The following is a 20,444-nucleotide window of genomic DNA, read 5'->3' on the forward strand; positions in this document are numbered from 1 at the left end:
AAAACGCCTCCATTTCGGAGGCGTTTTTGTTTGTGTCATTCCATAGAGCGACGCAGGAGAGAGTAGGGAGCCTCCTTAAGCTTCGCGAATAGCCTCAACTCTGCGCTTTTCCATCTCAATTCGGATATCCGCACCTTTAAAGCCATCCTTAATGATGTCTTGTACATTGACCGACAGGGCGGCTTGGTAGGCTTGCTCAAAGATGTTTTTTTGCGGGTACTCTATCTCTTCAAACCCTGTTCGACCGCGGCTGTCTGCCATACAGCAAATTAGGATGTTTTGTAAGCGATCCGGCTTACGCCATACATCGAACTTATTGAGTACTTTCAATTTTGTTTCTGGGCGAAGCTCCGCTGCTCTGTGGATATTTGAGTGTTGTTCGCAGACCATAAGCGAAAGGTCGCGATACTCATTTGGCACTCGTACTCGGTCGCACAGCTTCTTAATCAACTTTAGCCCAGTATGGCAGTGCATTTTGTGACTTGGCCACTCAGATTCAGGTGTAATGCCTTTACCTAAGTCATGGACTTGAGAGGCGAAACGTACTGGAAGAGAGTCACTTAATCTCGCGGCTTGCTCTGCAACCATCAGTGTGTGAATGCCTGTATCGATTTCTGGGTGCCACTTCTCTGGCTGTGGGACGCCAAACAACGCATCAAGTTCAGGGAGTACTACCTCGAGCGCGCCGCACTCGCGCAGTATTGACAAAAACACTTGAGGGCTCTGAGTTGAAAGGGACTTATGCCACTCTTGCCAAACTCGCTCTGCGGTTAAGTGACGTAATTCTCCAGAGTCGGCAATAGTGCGCATTAACTCCATGGTTTCATTGGCGACAGTGAAACCAAGGTGGTGGAGTTTGGCTGCAAATCTGGCTACTCGCAAAACTCGTAGTGGATCTTCAACAAAAGCGTCTGAGACATGACGTAATATTCGATCGTGCAGATCTTGTTGTCCTTGGTAAGGATCGACAATATGACCAGCATCGTCTTGCGCCATTGCGTTGATGGTCAGATCTCGGCGCATCAGATCTTCTTCTAATGTTACATCGGCGGCAAAGTAGCACTCAAATCCAGTATAACCTGACCCAGTTTTACGCTCGGTACGCGCGAGAGCGTGCTCTTCTTTAGTTTGTGGGTGAAGAAAAACCGGAAAGTCTTTACCTACGGCCGTAAAACCTTGCTTAACAAGTTGCTCAGGTGTGGCTCCAACCACCACCCAATCTTTGTCGTAGACAGCAATATTGAGTAACTGATCGCGAACTGCCCCGCCGACTAGGTATCTTTGCACATTATCCTCTCTCATTTCTTCACATTGCCATTGGCTATTGATGGCTGCAATGGTACTTTTCTTATCACTAAATTCCCAGAGACGAGAAGTATGTATAAGCAACATTTTGGATTTACGGAACTGCCTTTTTCTATTGTTCCGAATTCTCGTTTTCTCTTCCAGAGTCAGCGTCACAAAGAGGCGATTACTCGGTTAACCGCCGGATTAGGTGAGGGTGGTGGCTTTGCGATGCTCACTGGTGAAGTCGGTACTGGTAAAACGACCGTAGCAAGAGCAATGCTAAGGACGCTTGAAGATAACATCCAACCTGGGCTGATCCTCAATCCGACTTTTTCTAATGTTGAACTGCTGGAAGCCATTTGCGATGAGTTTTCACTCGAATATCCGCATGAGGCTTCTCTTAAACAGCTTAGCCAAATCCTTCATCACTTCCTACTTGAAAGCTATGCCGCTGGACGGCAGACCTTGCTGGTTATCGATGAAGCTCAGCATTTATCCGCTGAGGTGTTAGAGCAACTGCGTCTGTTAACCAATTTGGAGACGGAAAGCCAAAAGCTACTTAAAGTTCTCCTGATCGGTCAGCCTGAATTGCAACAGAAGCTGCAAATGCCGCAACTTCGTCAGCTTGCACAACGTATTACTGGCCGGTACCACCTTCTCCCTTTGAACAGTGAAGAGACGGCGCAATACATTGCTTACCGACTCGAATTTGCTGGTGGAAGTCGAGCGTTGTTTGATAAACGTTCAGCCAAGGAGATCGCTCAACAGACGCTTGGTATACCGCGGCTGATCAATCTAGTATGTGATGCCACGTTGAAGCAGGCTTACAGCGTTGGTGAGTCTTCCCCTAGTTATGCGACCGTACAGTTAGCTTGCCAGGAGGTGATGAGTTTTCAAACGTCTTACCGCCCTCAGCAGGCCCAACCCCGTCCTCGTTCTCAACTCAGTCATTACCTGCTTTCTTTGTGTGCTGGTGGAGCACTGGCCTACGCGGCATATTGGTTTGTTCCCGGTTTAATCGCAGGCCAAGTGCTGCACTACGTCGAACAGCAACACCCCAAGGAAGTCGCGAGTGTAGTCAAACAACGCGTGATCCCAGCAGACCTCAGTCAGTTGTTATCGAGAGCGAATGATGTCGAACAAGGGATTGGTGACTTGTACAAGGTTTGGGGTTACCAAGCGACGGTATTAGACAAGTTGTGTCTCATGGAGTCAGAGAGTGCGTTTAAGTGTGGCCAAGCAACGGCTACGCTCGAGCAACTGCGCAGCAATAATATGCCAGTACTGCTGACGCTTACTCATGCGAACATGACAAGCTACGCGGTGCTGCACCACCTTGACCTCAACACGGCTCAGCTTTTGATCGGAGGGCGGAACATGGAGCTTCCGATTGAATTACTAAAAGAGCTCTGGCAGGGCGATTATCGTCATATTTGGCGTCAATATTGGTCGACTGCCCTCAAACCAGGTATGCAAGGGGAAGCCGTTTTGCAGCTTGAGCATCATCTGTCCGTTCTATTGGGGCAACCTTCTTTGAACTCTAATGTGTATGACAGTGCGTTGGAAGAAAAAGTGAAACTGTTTCAGCGCTGGCAAGGTCTGGCCGTGGATGGTATTGCCGGAAAGAGGACGCTAGAGCGGTTAGAGTCATTAATTCGTGAAAATGTGCCTCAGTTAAACCAGAGCAAGGAGGCAGTATAATGTCGAAAGTATTGAATGCATTAGATGTTTCTGAGCAGAGCTATCAAGCTAGTGTTGGTAGCCCGTTTCTTGTTAACCAAATAGCCACTGAGGTACCAAAAGCAAGCAGCAAGCTCCTCATAGCCTTGTTAGTGTTGGCTCCAGCGACGGTTGTCTCTGCTTATATGATTCAGCAAACCTACCAAAGTACTTTGGCGCAGTGGCAGTTAGATAACCAGCCTAAGACAGTGGTTGAGCAGGTGCCTTATACGGTGAATCAATTAGAACCTATGTCCTTTGAAGGGTTGGTCTCGACTTACGACGTGAACGTTGCTCCTCGAGAAGTTCAGCCAGTTGCGGCATCTAGTTCTGAGGCTGAATTTGGCTCGGAGCCTGAAATTGTCCCGCAGCCAACGACGAATGAACCGTTGCTCGAAGAGCTGGACTTATCAGAGTTGTCCCCCGAGCTTGCTCTCCGGATTGAAAATGCACTGGGCACGAGTCAGCCTCAACCAAAACAAACCAATGAGCAGGTTTCCAATCTGGCACACCAAGCGGACCGCTGGCAAGGCAAGTTGCCACGCCTCGATTTTCAAACTCACGTTTACTCTAGTAATCCGAATAAGCGCTGGGTCAAAGTCAATGGTACTGAGTTCAGTGAGGGCGATGTGATTGCTCAAGGTGTTGTACTTGAGCGTATTGAGCAAAACTTATGTCAGTTGCGTTTCGAAGGTGAGGTTATTGAAGTGCCCGCTCTTTACGATTGGCAGGGGTAGGTTGCCTTTGAATTGAGATTAAAAAAGGTCGCTATGCAGCGACCTTTTTATTTATGCCCAGCCTGAAGGTGAACGCTTCTTGCGTGGAATAATGTGAGGCAGGATAAGGCCAAACAGTAGACCTAAACCAGCAACACCGCCACCGTACATAAAGTATTTGAGCAGCAAGTCATCTTTTTGCGTGTCCAACTTCGCTCGTAGGTTGCGAACTTCTTCTTGAGCTGAAGACAGTTGTTGGCTCATATCACTGTAACTCTGCTCTAACTCAGCAATTTGACGGTTACGTGTTGATAGAGAGTCCGCTAGGCCTGCTTTCTCTTGATCAGAGGTTGCCCGAGCATTCGCAAGCTTTTCTTTGGTTTCCGCGAGCTCTTTCTCAAGCTTAGGTAGACGCAGTGCCATGCTTTCTTGGCGCGTAACAAATTTACTTTCCACCCAGCCTTTACGGCCTCGTTCATCTTGGATTTGGCTATAGCCTGACTCTTTATTGGTCGATATCAGCTTCACTTTATCGCCTGCGTCAATGCTGCCGATAATACGGTATTGGTTGCTAGGACCAGAATGCATGTAGGTAAAGAGCTTATCAGCAATGTAACGGTCTTGAGCTAGAGCTGCTGGTGCAGCAACTAAAGTAGCCAAAACCAAGAAAACCAGTTTTTTCACGGTAAATCCTTTAACAGTCTTGTTGTCTATATCTTGCTAATTCGAAATAGTAAGTAGTTTCGTAGTCTACTGCAACAAAGAAGGGAGGCTTAGCCTCCCTTTCTGTGTATTTGAGTCAATAATGACATTGAGCTAACACATCATTGACGGCTCGCTTAAGCGAACATCGCTTGGATTCCATAGAAGAAGACAACCGCCAGCAGAGCGCCAGCTGGTAGCGTCACAATCCAAGAAGCGACGATGTTACGCACGACACCTAGGTTTAGTGCGGCGATACCACGAGCAAAACCGACACCTAAAACCGCACCTACTAAAGTTTGTGTGGTTGAAATAGGAAGACCAGTGCCTGATGCAAGCACAACAGTACAGGCTGTCGCTAGCTGAGCGGCGAAACCGCGGCTTGGAGTCAATTCAGTGATACCAGTACCAACTGTCGCCATTACTTTGTGGCCTAAAGTCGCTAGGCCGACCACAATACCAAAGCCACCTAGTGGAAGGATCCACCAAGCGATGGTGCTCTTACCTGAAATTTCACCCATGTGCTCTACGGTAGATACTACTGCAGATAGAGGGCCAATCGCGTTCGCTACATCATTTGAGCCGTGAGCAAAAGCCATTGCACACGCCGTGATAACCATTAGTACACTGAAGATACCTTCAACACCAGCAAAGCCATGGTCATCTTCACGGTTAGAGAATTTCTTCTGGATGTAGAAGTAACCACCCGCCATTACGATCGCAGAGACGGCTGCTGCCCAAGCCCAAGCTTCACCGTTAGAAAGGTGCAGACCAACGTGCTTAAGACCTTTTTTAATCGTAACCAGTGCAATAACCATGGTAGTGATGAACATGTAAACTGGAACAAAGCGTTTAGCGTTGAACAGCGGTTTTTCCGTATCAAAGATTAGGCGCTGTGCACTGACAAAGATGACATAAGCGAAGAAGCCTGAGATAACCGGGGTAATAATCCAGCTACCTACAATGCCCTGAACTGAGCCCCAGTCCACCGCTTCTGTACCGACAGACACACACGCAAAACCGATGATTGCACCGATAATTGAGTGAGTCGTTGATACGGGCCAACCCATGTAAGAGGCTAAGAGTAGCCATGTACCAGCGGCTAGAAGCGCTGACATCATGCCGTAAACAAGCACATCGGGTTGAGAAGCAAAGAGTGACGTTTCGATTACGCCTTTACGGATAGTGTCGGTTACTTCACCGCCTGCAAGGTATGCACCCGCAAACTCAAAGATCATCGCGATAATGATCGCTTGTTTTACGGTTAGCGCTTTAGAGCCTACTGAGGTTCCCATCGCATTGGCCACATCGTTTGCGCCAATACCAATCGCCATCAGAAAACCGAAAGCTGCTGCAATAATAATCAGGACAGTGCCGTAGTTCGCAAGGATATCCATCGTAATACCTAGTTGTTGATAACAAGCGGAGCAAATTAGGCACGAGAAAACCCCTTCAGCGCGTCATTATCTATCGCCTAATAGGGGAGTGCTATATAAGATGCTCTTCGTTATTTGGTTAACTTATGATTTATGAGCGAGACAACATTAGCTCAAGACGCGCACCAACACGTTGCGCTTGATCAGCTATGCCACCTACCCATTCTAAAATTTTATAAAGGAACATCACATCGATAGGATTCATACCCTGCTCAATCTCCATCAATTGTTGACGAAGTTGGATTTGCATCGCATCGGTGTCATCTTCGATTACATCTAGTTGGTGGATCATTTCAGCCACAAGTGTTACTTCACGGCCTTTGAATCCAGTTTCCAATAACTCATCGAGCTCATTGATGACTTTTTGCGCTTGATTCGCTGCATCGAGACAACGTTTCACATACGCAATAAAATTTTCTTGAAGTGGCCCAGGGATAGTCAATTGACGACCGTAAACGCGGCCAGCAATGTCTTTCGCTAGGTTTGCCAGTTTGTCTTGCTGCGTCAGTAGCTCCAGCATATCGCTACGATCAACAGGCATAAACAAACCGCGAGGAAGTTTAAGGCGAATTTCGCGTTTGAGCACGTCGGCTTCTTTCTCTAGATGAGAGATTTGTGCACGAATTTCTGCCGCTTTCTCCCAATCGCCCTTTGAACTGACTTCAAAGAAGTTGATTAGGTGAGAACAACATTCGTTCACACACACGACGTGGCGCTGCAAAGGCTTAATAGGGGACTTTGCAAATAACCCCATAATTGTATTTACTGGCATGGTCATTCAACCTAATTAATATAACCTTAAAATAACATACACCCTTTAAGGCGAAATGTTGAGCGATGGCTATAAAGGCGCGCATGGTAACGCATTAAATCCCTCATTAAAACTGTTTTAGATCATCATTCCTGCGATATTTCTTTCTTGCCGAGTAAGAAAATTGGCAATATCCTGTCTCTATCTGCTTTGAAAGGTATAACTATGGAAACCGAGATAGAACTGAAGTTTTTTGTTTCTCCTGATTTTTCAGAGACTTTGCGTCAGAAAATATCTGAAACTAAAGTACTTCAGCATAGCTGTCGAGCGCTAGGGAATACGTACTTCGACACTCCGGATAACTGGTTGCGTCAGCATGATATCGGGATCAGAATTCGCCGATTTGATGATGTCTATGTGCAAACCGTTAAGACGGCTGGTCGTGTGGTTGCGGGACTTCATCAAAGGCCTGAATACAATGCTGAGCACACCAGTAACGATCCTGATTTGACGTTACATCCTGACGACATTTGGCCATCGGGCAAAGACGCCGCCACGCTTCAAGCTGAACTTACCCCGCTTTTTTCGACCAACTTCACTCGTGAACAGTGGTTGATCGGTATGCCGGATGGCAGCCAAGTTGAAGTGGCTTTTGATCAAGGAAAAGTTGAAGCCAATGGTCAGGAAGACCCAATTTGTGAAGTTGAGCTGGAGTTGAAATCCGGACAAACCGACGCGCTATTTACCCTAGCTCGCAGCTTCTCTGATGCCGGAGGAATGCGACTTGGCAACTTGAGCAAAGCCGCGAAAGGGTACCGCTTGGCGGCTGGGTATGAAGGCGACGAAGTTAAGCCTCTCGCACTGGTTAAAACCGATAAGCACGACAGTGTTGAATCGTGTTTCATTAATTCGTTGGAGCATGCTCTGTCACACTGGCATTACCATGAGCAGATATACTCGGAGCGTGAATCCGTTGAAGCTTTGCATGAAATCAAGAACTCAATCAGCTTTATTCGTCAGGTACTGACCGTTTATGGTGGGGTTGTGCCACGCCGAGCGAGCGCGATCTTACGTCAAGAGTTGAAGTGGTTAGAGCAGAGTCTCGAATGGTTGAATGATTACGATTATTTAGAAGACTTGCTCGATGATAAAGGCCATGCGTTGCGTAAACTGGATGCACGTAAATTCTTGGTCACTGAACTGAAACAAGTTCAAGAGCAGTTACCGAATCGCGATGAACTGTTAGAGCTTCTGAATAGCGCTCGCTATACCGGGGTGTTACTCGACCTCAGCCGCTGGATCTTGACGCGAGGCTGGCAACCTTTCCTTGATGACAAGTCGCGCGAAAAGATGGCGCTTAACGTTGAGCACTTCTCAGTGAAGCAACTGGATCGGACGTGGGCCGAACTGATGGAAGCCTTTCCGCCAGAACGGGCACTCGATAGCCAAGATTATATCGACCAACAGTATCGTTTAATGCGCAACCTTTACACTGGCGTTAGCTTTGCAAGCTTGTTTGACGTTGAAGAGCGTAATAGCTTCAGATTACCTTGGAGTGATTTGTTGCATGGCATCGATGACTTGTTAAAGCTGCGCACGCTCGAGAAGTTAGTCGCAGCGTTAGAGGGCGAAGAGCGCGAGCAGCTTGAACGTTGGCTGTCTCGTCAAGAGAGCTCTATTTTGCATGCGATGGAGCAAACGCGTGTTATCTGTATTGAAGCCGAGCCATATTGGCAAGACTAAGACGAAAGAACGGGAGCCTTATGGCTCCCGTTTTGTTTGTGCTTCTAACTTATCCAGTCTGCGCAGAATCTCGTCCTGCTTCTCGACCAGTTCCAGCAGCAAACGCTCTTTGTTCTCTGAACGGGTGGTTTGAACTTTAGAGGGCGATGTAATCATTGAAGTGACAAGTCCGGTGATCATACCAAACAGGCCCACCCCACAAATAATCAAACCAGCAGCAAGAATTCTTCCCGCGTCAGTGACAGGATAATGATCACCATAGCCTACGGTTGATATGGTCACCAGTGCCCACCACATCGCATCCCCGCCAGACTGTATATTTGCTTCTGGAGATTGCCCTTCAATAAACAGCATGATGCTAGAGCCCGCGGTGAGTAAGATCACCATGAGCAGTAATATAGAGGCTAACGTTGTTTCGTGTTTGTTCTTTAGTAGTTGTTTTAAAACACTGCGACTAGAGCGAATAACAAGAATAATTCGCAAGATGGAGAAAAGTCTGGCGTAGCGTAATGGCTCGATCATCGGCAGGCTGGCGAGAAAATCAATCCAATGGCGTTTCATAAATTGCAAGCGATCTGTCGAGCGGATCAAGTCTACACTCAGTTGTAGGATAAAAATGCTACAGATAAGAAAGTCTAAGCCGATAAGAACCTGTCGAGTCTCAGGTCGTAAAGGAAAGAATAGTAAGCCTGAGATCACAAATAGCGCCATAAATGACAAGATTAGTGACAGCAAGCTCATCGGTTTTGTATCACTTTTGATAATATCTTTATTCATACGAGGCTCGAAATAAATATTTGGCGTTAGCGGAGATGTAGAGTTGCTCTGTTAGCCACTCTATTACAACGCGCTGAAATTACAACTTTTGACTGATGGAGAAGCAATGATGACCAAAATGGCCTTTAAACCATGGGAGCGGGTGATCACCGATATCCGCCTGGTTCCGAAAATGGTCATGCTGATGGTGTTCAGTACCCTACTGATCATTGGCAAGCAACTCTGGGATGCGAGTACTTTCTATGACTCTCTTCTTGCTGCAACCCAGAGCGCCGCGGTAGCACAAGAGCACTATGAAAGCTATTTGGTTCAGGTTGTGTGGCAAACTGCCGCGTTAATTGTGGTGTTTGTGGTATTGCTTTTGTTTGCTGCTCGGATCATGTTACGCCAGACCCAATATCTCAGTGAGGCCATTAAAACTATGGCAGAGAAAGATCTCTCGGTACCGATTGAGATGGATTGCCGTGATGAGTATGGTGACGTTGCGCGAGAGCTGGAAAAAACGCGCATCCAGTTACAAGAGATGATCACGTTACAGATCAATGCTTCTCAAGAACTCGCCGGGCTGACGGAGGTGATGACGCTGAGTATGTCAGAGACCAAAGAATCTGCTCAGGAAGAGTTTGACGAGATTGATCAACTGGCGACAGCGATGAGCGAGATGACGTCGACAGTACAAACGGTAGCCGACCATGCACAAAATGCGTCGTCTCTAACCGAGAGCGCATCGAGTCAAGCGGCAACAGGACAGCGATTTGTTCAAGACACAGTGCTGAAAATCAGTGAGTTATCAAAAGACATTACCGCATCGGCTCAAGCGGTTAATCAAGTAGAAGATAGTGTGGATTCTATTGGTAGTGTTGTGGGAACCATTCAAGGTATTTCGGAGCAGACCAACTTGCTTGCGCTCAATGCAGCAATTGAAGCGGCACGAGCAGGAGAAGCAGGGCGCGGCTTTGCGGTTGTGGCGGATGAGGTACGTAATCTCGCTCAACGAACCCAGCAGGCGACGGTAGAAATTCAAGAGATGATCACGTTACTGCAATCGAGCGCCAACTCAGCGGTTGAATTGATGGAAAAAAGTGTAGTCGAAGCGGCGGAGGGCGTGGAGTTAGTTACCAACGCTGGCAGTGAACTCGATGGCATTGTTGGCCAAGTAAACCAGATCAACGACATGAACTTCCAAATTGCAACAGCGGCTGGACAGCAAAGCAGTGTGGCGGGTGAAATGAGCCAGAACCTAACGAATGTTCGAGAACTTGTAGAGGCGTCGGTGACGGTTGTTTCTGAGTTGCTCGAAACCTCTGAGATAATGCAGCAAAATGCCGAAGAGTTAGATAAGAAGATCACCTCATTTAAAGTCTAGCCTCTCAAGTTATTGGTAATAAACGCTCACTTGCTATTAGTGGGCGTTTTTTATTGGTATAAATAACGGGTTACTGCACCCAAACTGGTATATCTAGACAAGGAAGAATCATGCAGCTACCCGAAAGCCTCGCGCCGATTTCTCATTCAGCCCTCGAACCCATTCTCCAATCAGACGCCTATTCTCAATGGCCTGTTCAACAACAAGAGCAACTAGCCTATGTGGCAGGGCTCAGTAAGTTTGTGACTGACGTGATTAAAACGGACGACACATTGCTGCAAACTTTGCCGAGCATGTTACACGATAGCTCGCGACATCAAGATTATCGCCAACGTTTATCGGCTTTGCTCAGTGAGTGTAGTGATGAAATGCAAGGCCATCGAGTGTTACGTCAGTTCCGCAACCGAGAAATGGTTTATATCGCATGGCGTGACTTTACTGCTTCTTGGACGTTAGAAGAGAGCCTGGAACATCTCTCCCAATTAGCGGAAGCGATGATTTTTGAAACCTACCAATGGCAGTACAAAGCGTGTTGCGAGTTGTGGGGAACACCCACGAACGCGCAAGGAGAAGCTCAACCGATGTTAATTATCGGTATGGGTAAGCTGGGTGGCGGTGAGTTGAACTTTTCCTCAGATATTGACTTGATCTTCACCTACCCTGAAAACGGTGAAACGCAAGGAGCACGCCGAAGCATTGCTAATGCGCAGTTTTTTACGCGTCTGGGTCAACGGATCATTAAAGCGCTCGACCAACAGACCTTCGATGGTTTCTGTTATCGCGTCGATATGCGGCTGCGACCATTTGGAGACAGCGGTCCCTTGGTAATGAGCTATGCAGCGCTTGAGGATTACTACCAAGAGCAAGGCCGTGATTGGGAGCGTTATGCGATGATTAAAGCGCGAGTCATGGGCCGAGAGATGTATCCAGAATATCAAGAGTTACGTCAGATGCTGCGCCCATTTGTATTTCGTCGTTACATCGACTTTAGTGCGATTCAGTCTTTGCGCCGAATGAAATCGATGATCAGCAGTGAAGTACGTCGTCGTGGGTTGAGTAACAATATCAAGCTTGGCGCGGGTGGCATCCGTGAGATTGAATTTATTGCTCAAGTGTTTCAGCTTATCCGCGGTGGTCGAGAGCCAAGTCTGCGCCAGCGTGGATTGTTAGAAACCCTTGATGCGATCGAAGAGTTAGAGCAACTGACGAGCTCGGAAACGGAAGGATTACGTCAGGCGTATAAGTTTTTGCGTCGTCTAGAGAACTTACTGCAGGCGATGGCTGACAAACAGACTCAAACTTTACCAGAGAGCGAAGTCGAACAACTGCAATTGGCGGTTGCAATGGGATACCAAGGATGGGATGAGTTACACACAGAGGTTCAAAGACACATGTCCCAGGTTCATTCTGTGTTTGCTGAGTTGATTGGCGATGACGATGAAGAGCAGCAAGATGTTGCGAAGCATTTTGTAGAGCTTTGGGATATGGCAGCTAAGCAAGATGTTCTTGAGCATATCCTAGAGCACGATATTCAAGCGCATGATCCGCAGAGCATGGCTTCAACCATTATTCAGTTTAAACAAGACCTGGCTAAGAAGACGCTTGGACCACGTGGGCGGGAAGTATTAAACCATCTTATGCCTAAGATGTTTGCCGCCATCTACTCACACAAAGATGCGCAGTTTGGTCTGCCTCGTGTTTTGCATCTTTTGCATCGCATAGTAACCCGCACCACGTATCTTGAGCTATTGGATGAACACTCGGCGGCCTTAACTCAGTTGGTTCGTCTTTGTACCGCCAGTCCGATGATTTCTGAGCAGTTGGGCCGTTATCCGATTTTGCTGGATGAGTTGATCGATCCACAACAACTTTATAACCCAGTGCCACTGGATAGCTATCGCACTGAGTTGCGAGATTTCTTAGCGCGCATTCCTGAAGATGATATGGAACAACAGATGGAAGCGCTGCGTCAGTTCAAGCAGATTTGTATTCTCCGCATTGCGGCGGCAGACATTGCCGGTGTGTTACCAGTAATGAAAGTGAGCGACCACTTAACCTATTTGGCCGAAGCGATTGTTGAGTCGGTTGTTGGTCAAGCTTGGCAACAAATTGTCGAGAAGTATGGCGTGCCTAGCCATCTTAAAGATCGTGATGGCAAAGGCTTTGCGGTGATTGGTTATGGCAAAGTCGGCGGTTGGGAGCTGGGTTATAACTCTGATTTGGATATCGTCTTTATGCACGATAGTCCGGTCCATTCATACACTGATGGCAAAAAAGAGATCGATGCTCGTCAATTTTATTTGCGCCTTGCACAACGCATCATCCATATTTTCTCAATGCGAACGGCATCGGGCATCTTGTACGAAGTTGACACTCGTTTACGTCCATCAGGTGCGTCCGGATTGTTGGTTAGCCCAGCGGAAGCATTTGACGAATACCAACATCAAGAAGCATGGACTTGGGAGCATCAGGCGTTAGTTAGAGCGAGGATGATTTATGGTGATGAACCTTTGCAGCAAACTTTTGCAAAAATTCGTCATGAAGTTCTGTCTATTCAACGTGACAACGCTAAGTTGAGGCAAGACGTTGCGGATATGCGGGTCAAGATGCGTGAACATCTTGGGGGTAAAAAAGCAGGCCGCTTCATGCTGAAACAGGATCCAGGCGGGATCACGGACGTTGAGTTTTTAGCTCAATACCTAGTTCTGCGTTTTAGCCATGAAAAGCCAAAACTCACGCGCTGGTGTGACAATGTTCGTATCTTTGAGAGCATGATGGCTCAAGGCGTGTTAGATGAAGGCCCTGCGATGGCGTTAACGCACGCTTACACAACTATGCGTGACCAAATCCATCATCGAAATTTACTCAACTTGGATGCTGACGTCGCAGAAGAGAAGTTTGCAGCTGAGCGTGCTCTCGTAAGAAACGTTTGGCATGAGTGGTTTGACGCTGAATAATCGCAGCACTAGATAGCCTACAGAGCTTCAGTGAGGGTTTAGAGGGCAAAAGGGCTGTGCTAAACTCTTGCCAGAATTAAATTTTGGAGATCGACGATGAAACCAATCCTACCTAACTACACGGATTCGGGTGTGCTTATCATTGGTGACGTAATGCTGGATCGATACTGGTATGGCCCAACCGGCCGTATTTCACCAGAAGCGCCAGTCCCGGTAGTAAAAGTAGAAAACAACGAAGAGCGTCCTGGTGGGGCGGCGAACGTTGCGATGAACATTGCCTCCTTGGGCGGGCATGCTCACATCGTTGGTTTAACAGGGATTGATGAACCAGCTAAAGTACTCAACGAAACACTTTCGGCACTTAAAGTGAAGTGTGATTTTGTTGGTTTAGCCAACTACCCTACGATCACTAAGCTGCGCGTCATGAGTCGTGGACAGCAGCTGATTCGTTTGGACTTCGAAGACAAGTTTGAAAACGTAGACGCGGAACTGATTTTAGACCGAATGGATCAAGCGTTACCTAAAGTAAAGTCGGTCGTATTGTCTGATTATGCGAAAGGCGCGTTAGAGCACGTACAGCAGTTCATTCAAAAAGCTCGCGCGGCGAAAGTACCTGTGTTTATCGATCCGAAAGGCGCTGATTTTGAACGATACCGAGGTGCGACGTTACTGACTCCGAACATGGCAGAGTTTGAATTGGTTGTCGGGAAAGTAAAATCTACCGAAGAACTGGTAGAGAAAGGTTTACAACTGATTGAGGAGTTTGAGTTTGAAGCCTTGCTAGTCACCCGCAGTGAGCATGGCATGACATTACTTCGCCGTGGACAGGAGCCATTCCATCTGCCAACTCAGGCAAAAGAAGTGTATGACGTTACCGGTGCGGGCGATACCGTGATTTCGGTCTTGGCGGCATCTGTTGCTGCCGGCAAGCCACTTGACGAAGCCTGTGCGCTTGCGAATGCCGCGGCTGGTGTGGTTGTTGGTAAGCTAGGTACCTCAACCGTTTCTACGATTGAACTGGCTGAAGCTGTGCACGGCAGTCAGGACACTGACTTCGGTGTCATCAAAGAGCAGGCCCTGATTGAAGCAGTGAAAAAGGCCCAAGCGAAAGGGGAAAAGGTGGTGATGACCAATGGTTGCTTTGATATTCTCCACGCGGGTCATGTTTCTTATCTAAATCATGCCGCAGAGCTTGGCGATCGCCTGATTGTAGCAGTGAACACCGATGAATCCGTGAAGCGATTGAAAGGTCCGGGTCGTCCCGTAAACCCGACAGATCGTCGTATGGCAGTGCTTGCGGGCTTAGGTGCGGTTGATTGGGTGGTTCCATTTGGTGAAGATACACCACAGCGCCTAATCTCTGAAGTGCTGCCAGATATGCTAGTAAAAGGTGGTGATTACAAGCCTGAAGAGATTGCTGGTGGCAAAGAAGTGATTGCCAATGGTGGCGAAGTTAAAGTGCTTAACTTTGAAGACGGCTGTTCAACGACGGAAATTATTGATGCGATTAAAGGTGGTCGAGGTTAATCATCGATAGCCTTAAAACGCTCACACTTAATGGGCGTTTTGTATCAACTAAGAAAAATGGAGCCATAAGGCTCCATTTTATGTTTGGGAGAGTGTGATTACTCTTCTAGGTCACCACAGAAGCGGTAGCCTTCACCGTGAATCGTCGCAATGATTTCTGGTGTGCCAGAGACAGACTCAAAGTGCTTACGAATACGACGGATAGTCACGTCAACAGTACGGTCATGAGGTTTAAGCTCACGGCCTGTCATCTTCTTAAGCAAGTCTGCACGCGTTTGGATTTTTCCAGGGTTCTCACAGAAGTGAAGTAACGCACGGAACTCAGAGCGTGGCAGTTTGTAGCCATCACCACTAGGACTTACTAGCGAGCGGCTGTTGATATCCAGAACCCAACCGTTGAAAACGTATTTTTCAACGCTGCGCTTTTCTTCTGTAACTGCACTAGAGTTCATAGAGCGGTTTAGAAGGTTGCGAGCACGGATGGTCAGTTCGCGTGGGTTAAACGGCTTAGTGATGTAATCATCTGCACCGATTTCAAGACCAAGGATCTTATCCACTTCATTGTCACGGCCAGTTAGGAACATAAGCGCTACGTTCGCTTGCTCACGCAGTTCGCGAGCCAGCAGTAGGCCGTTCTTACCTGGGAGGTTGATGTCCATAATAACCAAGTTAACTTGATTGTCAGACAACACCTGGTGCATCTCTTCACCGTCACTGGCCTCAAAAACAGCGTATCCCTCTGCTTCAAAAATACTCTTAAGAGTGTTACGAGTTACTTGCTCATCTTCGACAATAAGAATGTGCGGGGTTTGCATTGGCGGTACCTAAACTTGTGAAAAAAATGTGCTAATGGAATAAATTTTAGGCAAAAACATAACATACAGGTAATGTGATGTTGATAATAAACCAAAGATTATAAAAATACACTTTCTTTGATCGCCCGCCATCCTTGGATTTGCATTTATTACCTTTGAGGTTCCAATTCCTCATTGATTCCATTAGTCGTTGAGGCGGATTTTATAATGTTAACAGCATGCTAACAACGTAGAACTGTTAATTCCAATCACTTTGTTGATTTATATCAAGAGTTAGGATGTAACAAATATTAATAGTAACAGTTACATGGAATACTGCATTTTATATGATGATAGATGCGCAATTGTGGGGTGAATATTTAGACCCCTATTTCCGCTTTGAGCAGCGACCAAATGTAGGGTCCTTTGCGATTGTAACTGCTTGGAACCCTGCCAGTATGTGGCTGTCTCAGGAGGAAAATCGAAGAAATAATCAGCAGTTACGTCAAGAAATAGGCCATACTTACTGTGTAGATGTCCTAGTTGGAAACGAGAGTTTTTCCTGGGCTGAAGCCAGTTTTGCCATTTCAGTCAATGTACAGCGAGGGATTGAACTAGGGAGAAAGTTTAGTCAAAACGCTATCTACTACGTTGAGAATGACTGCCTTACTTTGCATTCATGTTTGCCAGATGAAGGGAGTGCGATCATTACAACGGATTGGCGTCAACGCTGTCGATAAGGATAACCAGTACTGGCTTAGTGCTTTCACCTTGGGTGTAAGCGCTAAGGTGGTCAAAATCTCATGGAGGAAAAATGAAAGATATAACACCGGATATTTGTGACAAACACGAAAGCAAGGTCACACTCGTCGAGCTCCCGCTACACAATTTCGGGGCGAAGAGTGCATTTTACGGCGAGATGGTGACGGTACGTTGTTACCATGATAATTCCAAAGTTCGTGAGATGCTCAGCCAAGATGGGACAGGAAAAGTTCTTGTCGTCGATGGCCACGGCTCTTGTCAGCGTGCTTTATTAGGCGATCAGCTTGCTATTCTTGCAATCGACAACAATTGGGAAGGTGTGATCGTCAATGGAGCTATTCGTGATGCTGGCGCGATCGCGGAAATGGATATCGGTGTGAAAGCGCTGGGGACATGTCCATTCAAAACGGAAAAACGTGGCGCAGGGGATGTGAATGTGACACTGACGATACACAATCAAATGCTTCAGCCTGGTGACTATGTGTATGCCGATTGGAATGGTGTACTCATGTCGAGTGAAAAACTGGAGTGGGAGTAGTCGAGTTAGAAACGAAAGCCTAACCCAAACTCGACTTCTTGTTGCCACTCTTGATAATCAAGGGTGGCATGAATATCTAAATTTTCAGTCAAACGAACGCGGCTGGAGACTTCTGCCGAAAGGCTACCTTCCACCTTCTCTTCAGTACTGTTATCGTTGTTGTAAGAGTGCAGCGTGCTCGACAGAGATACTCTTGGCGTTACTTGGTAGCTAACACCACTAAGAAACCCTGTCTCGTTCACACGATCGCTGTTATTTAATCTGGCACCGACGTACAAATCGATTTTGTCGAATACGTTATAAGCGTAGCCGCCATCAACTTTCCAAGTATCAAAGTCGTTTTGATCATTTTCACTTGATAAGAAGATCTTGTGTGGAGATGAGCTCTGTTGCGAGGGCAATGGAGGCAACTCAGTTGCACTTAACGAACCAGCAAACAATAGTGCTGTGAGGCATAGAGTTGTTTTCATGCGCCGCTCCTTGTCCCTGGTCAATTTTTCCACTGCAGATGTAATTAAAGCATAAAACTATTGGACTAGGTGTAATTTTTATATAGCTATTGGTTATTAGCTTATGTGTTACTTGTTTCATTGTTTGGGTGAATGAATATGGCTTAATTGCTGTACCCACTTGTGTGAATTGCCTTACGCGCAACAAAAAATAAAAACTTTTCGTTGACTACTGCTCAACAAATAGGTTAAACGTATGGGTAAGCAAACACATAAACGCAACAGATTAATTATGCAAAAGCACAGCCTAGTAGTAATGACCACAACCATTATTATTACCGACATTACACATGTTGGGGCAGGCTGCTAAGCGAAATAAAATTCAACAAAAAAGGCCTGTATCCAACAAGATACAGGCCTTTTTTTTATGCCGATTTAAAAACATTTGGAGGAAGGGATGCGAGTTTTAAAGTTTGGAGGTTCATCATTAGCCGACGCTGATCGTTTTTTGCGAGCAGCGGACATCATCGCTAATAATGCGCAACAAGAAGAAGTCGCTGTGGTGCTATCTGCGCCAGGGAAAACAACCAATAAACTGGTTTCTGTTATTGAAGGTGCGTTGAAAAATGGTGAGGCGGAATTACAGATCGCTGAACTTGAAGATTCATTCCGTGACCTTTTCCAAGATATTAAACAAGTCCTGCCAAACATTGATGGTGCGGGATACGACAACCAAGTCAAAACTTCTCTTTCGCAGCTGCGCCAGTTCGTCCATGGAATCAATTTGCTCGGCATGTGCCCAGATAATGTCAACGCTCGAATCATTAGTAAGGGTGAGCGCGTTTCAATTCAGTTGATGAAAGCAGTGTTGGAAGCAAAAGGGCAACCAGCAAACTTGATCGACCCAATTCAATATCTTTTTGCTCGTGGAGAGCACCTTGAAGCTATGGTTGATGTTGATATCTCAACCCAAAACTTCCGCCAGAACCCTCTTCCTCAAGGTCATGTGAATATCATGCCTGGTTTCACGGCCGGAAATGAACAAGGCGAATTGGTTACTTTAGGTCGTAACGGCTCTGATTATTCCGCAGCGGTGCTTGCCGCATGTTTGCGTGCAGATTGCTGTGAGATTTGGACTGATGTCGATGGTGTTTATAACTGTGACCCTCGTTTAGTGGAAGATGCTCGTCTGCTCAAATCACTAAGCTATCAAGAAGCAATGGAGCTCTCTTACTTCGGTGCTTCCGTTCTGCACCCGAAAACCATCGCGCCGATTGCTCAGTTCCATATTCCTTGCCTGATCAAAAACAGCTTTAACCCACAAGGTGCCGGCACTCTCATCGGTCAGGACACGGGTGAAGACAATTTAGCGATCAAAGGCATTACGACTTTGAGTGACCTGACTATGGTGAACGTGTCTGGTCCGGGCATGAAAGGCATGGTGGGTATGGCAAGCCGCGTCTTTGGTGCAATGTCTTCAGCGGGAGCCTCGATTGTGCTTATTACTCAGTCTTCTTCTGAGTACAGCATTAGTTTCTGTATTGAAGCTCAGGACAAAGCGCTTGCTCAACAGGCATTGAATGACACGTTTGAGCTTGAACTGAAAGATGGTTTGTTAGAGCCAGTAGAGTTCATCGATGATGTGGCGATCGTGACCTTGGTTGGTGATGGTATGCGTACTTCACGCGGCGTGGCTTCCCAGTTCTTCTCATCTCTCGCTGAAGTGAATGTTAATATTGTCGCGATTGCGCAAGGCTCATCTGAGCGCGCTATCTCAGCCGTTATTCCTGAAGATAAAATTTCTGAAGCGATAAAAGCGTGTCACGAGAATCTGTTTAACTCGAAGCACTTCTTGGATGTATTTGTTGTCGGTGTTGGCGGCGTTGGTGGTGAGCTGGTGGATCAGATCGAACGTCAGCAAGCTAAACTCGCAGAAAAAGGTATTGTGATTCGTGTATGTGGTTTAGCAAACAGCAAAGGCCTTCTACTTGATAGCGAAGGGCTACCACTGGAGCACTGGCGTGACCGCATGTCGGCAGCGACAGAAGAGTTCAGCTTAGCGCGTTTGATTTCTTTAGTGCAACGTAACCACATCATCAACCCTGTGTTGGTGGATTGTACCTCGAGTGAAAACATCGCTAATCAGTACGCCGATTTCCTAGCTGCAGGCTTCCATGTCGTAACACCAAACAAAAAAGCCAATACAGCAAGCATGGCGTACTACCACCAGCTTCGCGATGTTGCGCGCAGTTCTCGCCGCAAGTTGATGTACGAAACAACCGTTGGTGCTGGTCTGCCAGTTATTGAAAACCTGCAAAACTTAATTTCAGCCGGTGATGAGCTAGAGCGCTTCAGCGGTATTCTATCGGGCTCTTTGTCTTATATCTTTGGTAAGCTGGATGAAGGTATGAGCCTGAGCGAAGCAACAAACATCGCTAAGCAAAATGGTTTCACCGAGCCAGATCCTCGTGATGACCTGTCGGGTATGGACGTGGCGCGTAAGCTCTTGATATTGGCTCGTGAAGCGGGAATGTCTCTTGAACTAGAAGATGTGATTGTCGATCAGGCTCTACCGCCAGGCTTTGACGATTCAGGCAGTGTTGAAGAGTTCATGCAGCGCCTACCAGAAGCGGACGCATACTTTAAAGAGCTGTCAGCTAAAGCAGCGGAAGAAGGCAAAGTACTGCGCTACGTTGGTGAAATTCTTGACGGTAAGTGCACGGTTAGCATTGCTGCTGTGGATGAAAACGATCCAATGTTCAAAATCAAAGATGGTGAAAACGCACTGGCATTCTACAGCCGCTACTACCAACCAATTCCTCTTGTACTGCGTGGCTATGGCGCGGGTACTGAGGTAACGGCAGCAGGTGTATTCTCAGATGTGATGCGTACATTAGGTTGGAAATTAGGGGTATAACAA

Annotated in this window: 17 protein-coding genes and 1 other annotated feature; of the genes, 10 read left to right on the forward strand and 7 right to left on the reverse strand. The window is 46.9% G+C overall.

The window, feature by feature from the left end; all coding sequences use genetic code 11:
• Positions 1 to 75: 75 nt before the first annotated feature.
• Positions 76 to 1,287 (reverse strand): multifunctional CCA addition/repair protein, encoded by a 1,212-nt coding sequence (locus tag RH45_RS18985; RefSeq protein WP_008080326.1) that lies wholly within the window; start codon positions 1,285 to 1,287, stop codon positions 76 to 78.
• 90 nt (positions 1,288 to 1,377) lie between these two features.
• On the opposite strand from RH45_RS18985, the gene RH45_RS18990 reads away from it, so the two are divergent.
• Positions 1,378 to 2,988: an ExeA family protein gene (locus RH45_RS18990; RefSeq protein ID WP_008080327.1), complete on the forward strand. Its 1,611-nt coding sequence runs from the start codon at positions 1,378 to 1,380 to the stop codon at positions 2,986 to 2,988.
• Positions 2,988 to 3,743, forward strand: a complete 756-nt coding sequence (locus RH45_RS18995) for a general secretion pathway protein GspB (RefSeq protein WP_008080329.1) — start codon at positions 2,988 to 2,990, stop codon at positions 3,741 to 3,743. Before RH45_RS18990 ends, RH45_RS18995 begins: the two co-directional genes overlap by 1 nt.
• Before the next feature lie 51 nt (positions 3,744 to 3,794).
• Here RH45_RS18995 and RH45_RS19000 read toward each other — a convergent pair whose 3' ends face one another.
• The 3 genes from RH45_RS19000 to RH45_RS19010 all read right to left on the reverse strand — a co-directional run bounded on the left by RH45_RS19000 (position 3,795) and on the right by RH45_RS19010 (position 6,632).
• Positions 3,795 to 4,406 carry a TIGR04211 family SH3 domain-containing protein gene (locus tag RH45_RS19000; protein ID WP_008080332.1) on the reverse strand — a complete coding sequence of 204 codons (612 nt, stop codon included), beginning with the start codon at positions 4,404 to 4,406 and terminating at the stop codon, positions 3,795 to 3,797.
• A 155-nt stretch (positions 4,407 to 4,561) separates the two neighbouring features.
• On the reverse strand, positions 4,562 to 5,821 hold the full coding sequence (locus RH45_RS19005; protein ID WP_008080333.1) for an inorganic phosphate transporter: 1,260 nt from the start codon (positions 5,819 to 5,821) through the stop codon (positions 4,562 to 4,564).
• A 130-nt stretch (positions 5,822 to 5,951) separates the two neighbouring features.
• Positions 5,952 to 6,632: a TIGR00153 family protein gene (locus RH45_RS19010; protein WP_008080334.1), complete on the reverse strand. Its 681-nt coding sequence runs from the start codon at positions 6,630 to 6,632 to the stop codon at positions 5,952 to 5,954.
• 204 nt (positions 6,633 to 6,836) lie between these two features.
• Here RH45_RS19010 and RH45_RS19015 point away from each other — a divergent pair, with 204 nt between their 5' ends.
• Entirely contained in the window at positions 6,837 to 8,354 is a 1,518-nt protein-coding gene (locus RH45_RS19015; RefSeq protein WP_008080335.1) for a CYTH and CHAD domain-containing protein, read from the forward strand.
• A gap of 18 nt (positions 8,355 to 8,372) precedes the next feature.
• Here RH45_RS19015 and RH45_RS19020 read toward each other — a convergent pair whose 3' ends face one another.
• On the reverse strand, positions 8,373 to 9,131 hold the full coding sequence (locus RH45_RS19020; RefSeq protein WP_008080336.1) for a potassium channel family protein: 759 nt from the start codon (positions 9,129 to 9,131) through the stop codon (positions 8,373 to 8,375).
• 109 nt (positions 9,132 to 9,240) lie between these two features.
• On the opposite strand from RH45_RS19020, the gene RH45_RS19025 reads away from it, so the two are divergent.
• The 3 genes from RH45_RS19025 (at position 9,241) to hldE (ending at position 14,981) form a co-directional block, all read left to right on the forward strand.
• Positions 9,241 to 10,497 carry a methyl-accepting chemotaxis protein gene (locus tag RH45_RS19025; protein WP_008080337.1) on the forward strand — a complete coding sequence of 419 codons (1,257 nt, stop codon included), beginning with the start codon at positions 9,241 to 9,243 and terminating at the stop codon, positions 10,495 to 10,497.
• Positions 10,498 to 10,607: 110 nt separating this feature from the next.
• Complete coding sequence (gene glnE, locus RH45_RS19030) at positions 10,608 to 13,454, forward strand: bifunctional [glutamate--ammonia ligase]-adenylyl-L-tyrosine phosphorylase/[glutamate--ammonia-ligase] adenylyltransferase (protein WP_008080338.1); 2,847 nt, start codon at positions 10,608 to 10,610, stop codon at positions 13,452 to 13,454.
• Between the two features lie 96 nt (positions 13,455 to 13,550).
• Positions 13,551 to 14,981 (forward strand): bifunctional D-glycero-beta-D-manno-heptose-7-phosphate kinase/D-glycero-beta-D-manno-heptose 1-phosphate adenylyltransferase HldE, encoded by a 1,431-nt coding sequence (gene hldE, locus RH45_RS19035; protein ID WP_008080344.1) that lies wholly within the window; start codon positions 13,551 to 13,553, stop codon positions 14,979 to 14,981.
• 98 nt (positions 14,982 to 15,079) lie between these two features.
• Here the strand turns inward: hldE and arcA are convergent, their stop codons facing one another.
• On the reverse strand, positions 15,080 to 15,796 hold the full coding sequence (gene arcA, locus RH45_RS19040) for a two-component system response regulator ArcA (protein ID WP_008080345.1): 717 nt from the start codon (positions 15,794 to 15,796) through the stop codon (positions 15,080 to 15,082).
• A 326-nt stretch (positions 15,797 to 16,122) separates the two neighbouring features.
• Here arcA and RH45_RS19045 point away from each other — a divergent pair, with 326 nt between their 5' ends.
• Positions 16,123 to 16,515, forward strand: coding sequence for a DUF3293 domain-containing protein (locus RH45_RS19045; RefSeq protein ID WP_008080346.1), 393 nt, complete (start codon positions 16,123 to 16,125; stop codon positions 16,513 to 16,515).
• Between the two features lie 74 nt (positions 16,516 to 16,589).
• On the forward strand, positions 16,590 to 17,075 hold the full coding sequence (locus tag RH45_RS19050) for a putative 4-hydroxy-4-methyl-2-oxoglutarate aldolase (RefSeq protein WP_008080347.1): 486 nt from the start codon (positions 16,590 to 16,592) through the stop codon (positions 17,073 to 17,075).
• Positions 17,076 to 17,080: 5 nt separating this feature from the next.
• Here RH45_RS19050 and RH45_RS19055 read toward each other — a convergent pair whose 3' ends face one another.
• The gene (locus tag RH45_RS19055) at positions 17,081 to 17,545 is read right to left on the reverse strand and encodes a hypothetical protein (RefSeq protein WP_008080348.1); all 465 of its coding nucleotides are present in this window, start codon (positions 17,543 to 17,545) and stop codon (positions 17,081 to 17,083) included.
• A gap of 271 nt (positions 17,546 to 17,816) precedes the next feature.
• Between RH45_RS19055 and thrL the strand changes: the two genes are divergently transcribed.
• On the forward strand, positions 17,817 to 17,894 hold the full coding sequence (gene thrL / locus RH45_RS23760; protein ID WP_277422225.1) for a thr operon leader peptide: 78 nt from the start codon (positions 17,817 to 17,819) through the stop codon (positions 17,892 to 17,894).
• Positions 17,830 to 17,951, forward strand: a sequence feature (Thr leader region). (Overlaps the previous gene by 65 nt.)
• 30 nt (positions 17,952 to 17,981) lie before the next feature.
• Positions 17,982 to 20,441: a bifunctional aspartate kinase/homoserine dehydrogenase I gene (gene thrA, locus RH45_RS19060; RefSeq protein WP_008080349.1), complete on the forward strand. Its 2,460-nt coding sequence runs from the start codon at positions 17,982 to 17,984 to the stop codon at positions 20,439 to 20,441.
• Positions 20,442 to 20,444: the final 3 nt, after the last annotated feature.

It is taken from the genome of Vibrio sinaloensis DSM 21326, from assembly GCF_000189275.1.
GTDB classification, from domain to species: Bacteria; Pseudomonadota; Gammaproteobacteria; order Enterobacterales; family Vibrionaceae; genus Vibrio; species Vibrio sinaloensis.

Excerpts from the sequence above, each read along its gene's own strand:
- RH45_RS18990 (WP_008080327.1), top strand. The coding sequence starts at position 1,378 with ATGTATAAGCAACATTTTGGATTTACGGAACTGCCTTTTTCTATTGTT.
- RH45_RS18995 (WP_008080329.1), top strand. The coding sequence starts at position 2,988 with ATGTCGAAAGTATTGAATGCATTAGATGTTTCTGAGCAGAGCTATCAA.
- RH45_RS19005 (WP_008080333.1), bottom strand. The coding sequence starts at position 5,821 with ATGGATATCCTTGCGAACTACGGCACTGTCCTGATTATTATTGCAGCA.
- RH45_RS19010 (WP_008080334.1), bottom strand. The coding sequence starts at position 6,632 with ATGCCAGTAAATACAATTATGGGGTTATTTGCAAAGTCCCCTATTAAG.
- RH45_RS19015 (WP_008080335.1), top strand. The coding sequence starts at position 6,837 with ATGGAAACCGAGATAGAACTGAAGTTTTTTGTTTCTCCTGATTTTTCA.
- RH45_RS19020 (WP_008080336.1), bottom strand. The coding sequence starts at position 9,131 with ATGAATAAAGATATTATCAAAAGTGATACAAAACCGATGAGCTTGCTG.
- RH45_RS19025 (WP_008080337.1), top strand. The coding sequence starts at position 9,241 with ATGACCAAAATGGCCTTTAAACCATGGGAGCGGGTGATCACCGATATC.
- glnE (WP_008080338.1), top strand. The coding sequence starts at position 10,608 with ATGCAGCTACCCGAAAGCCTCGCGCCGATTTCTCATTCAGCCCTCGAA.
- hldE (WP_008080344.1), top strand. The coding sequence starts at position 13,551 with ATGAAACCAATCCTACCTAACTACACGGATTCGGGTGTGCTTATCATT.
- arcA (WP_008080345.1), bottom strand. The coding sequence starts at position 15,796 with ATGCAAACCCCGCACATTCTTATTGTCGAAGATGAGCAAGTAACTCGT.
- RH45_RS19045 (WP_008080346.1), top strand. The coding sequence starts at position 16,123 with ATGATGATAGATGCGCAATTGTGGGGTGAATATTTAGACCCCTATTTC.
- RH45_RS19050 (WP_008080347.1), top strand. The coding sequence starts at position 16,590 with ATGAAAGATATAACACCGGATATTTGTGACAAACACGAAAGCAAGGTC.
- RH45_RS19055 (WP_008080348.1), bottom strand. The coding sequence starts at position 17,545 with ATGAAAACAACTCTATGCCTCACAGCACTATTGTTTGCTGGTTCGTTA.
- thrL (WP_277422225.1), top strand. The coding sequence starts at position 17,817 with ATGCAAAAGCACAGCCTAGTAGTAATGACCACAACCATTATTATTACC.
- thrA (WP_008080349.1), top strand. The coding sequence starts at position 17,982 with ATGCGAGTTTTAAAGTTTGGAGGTTCATCATTAGCCGACGCTGATCGT.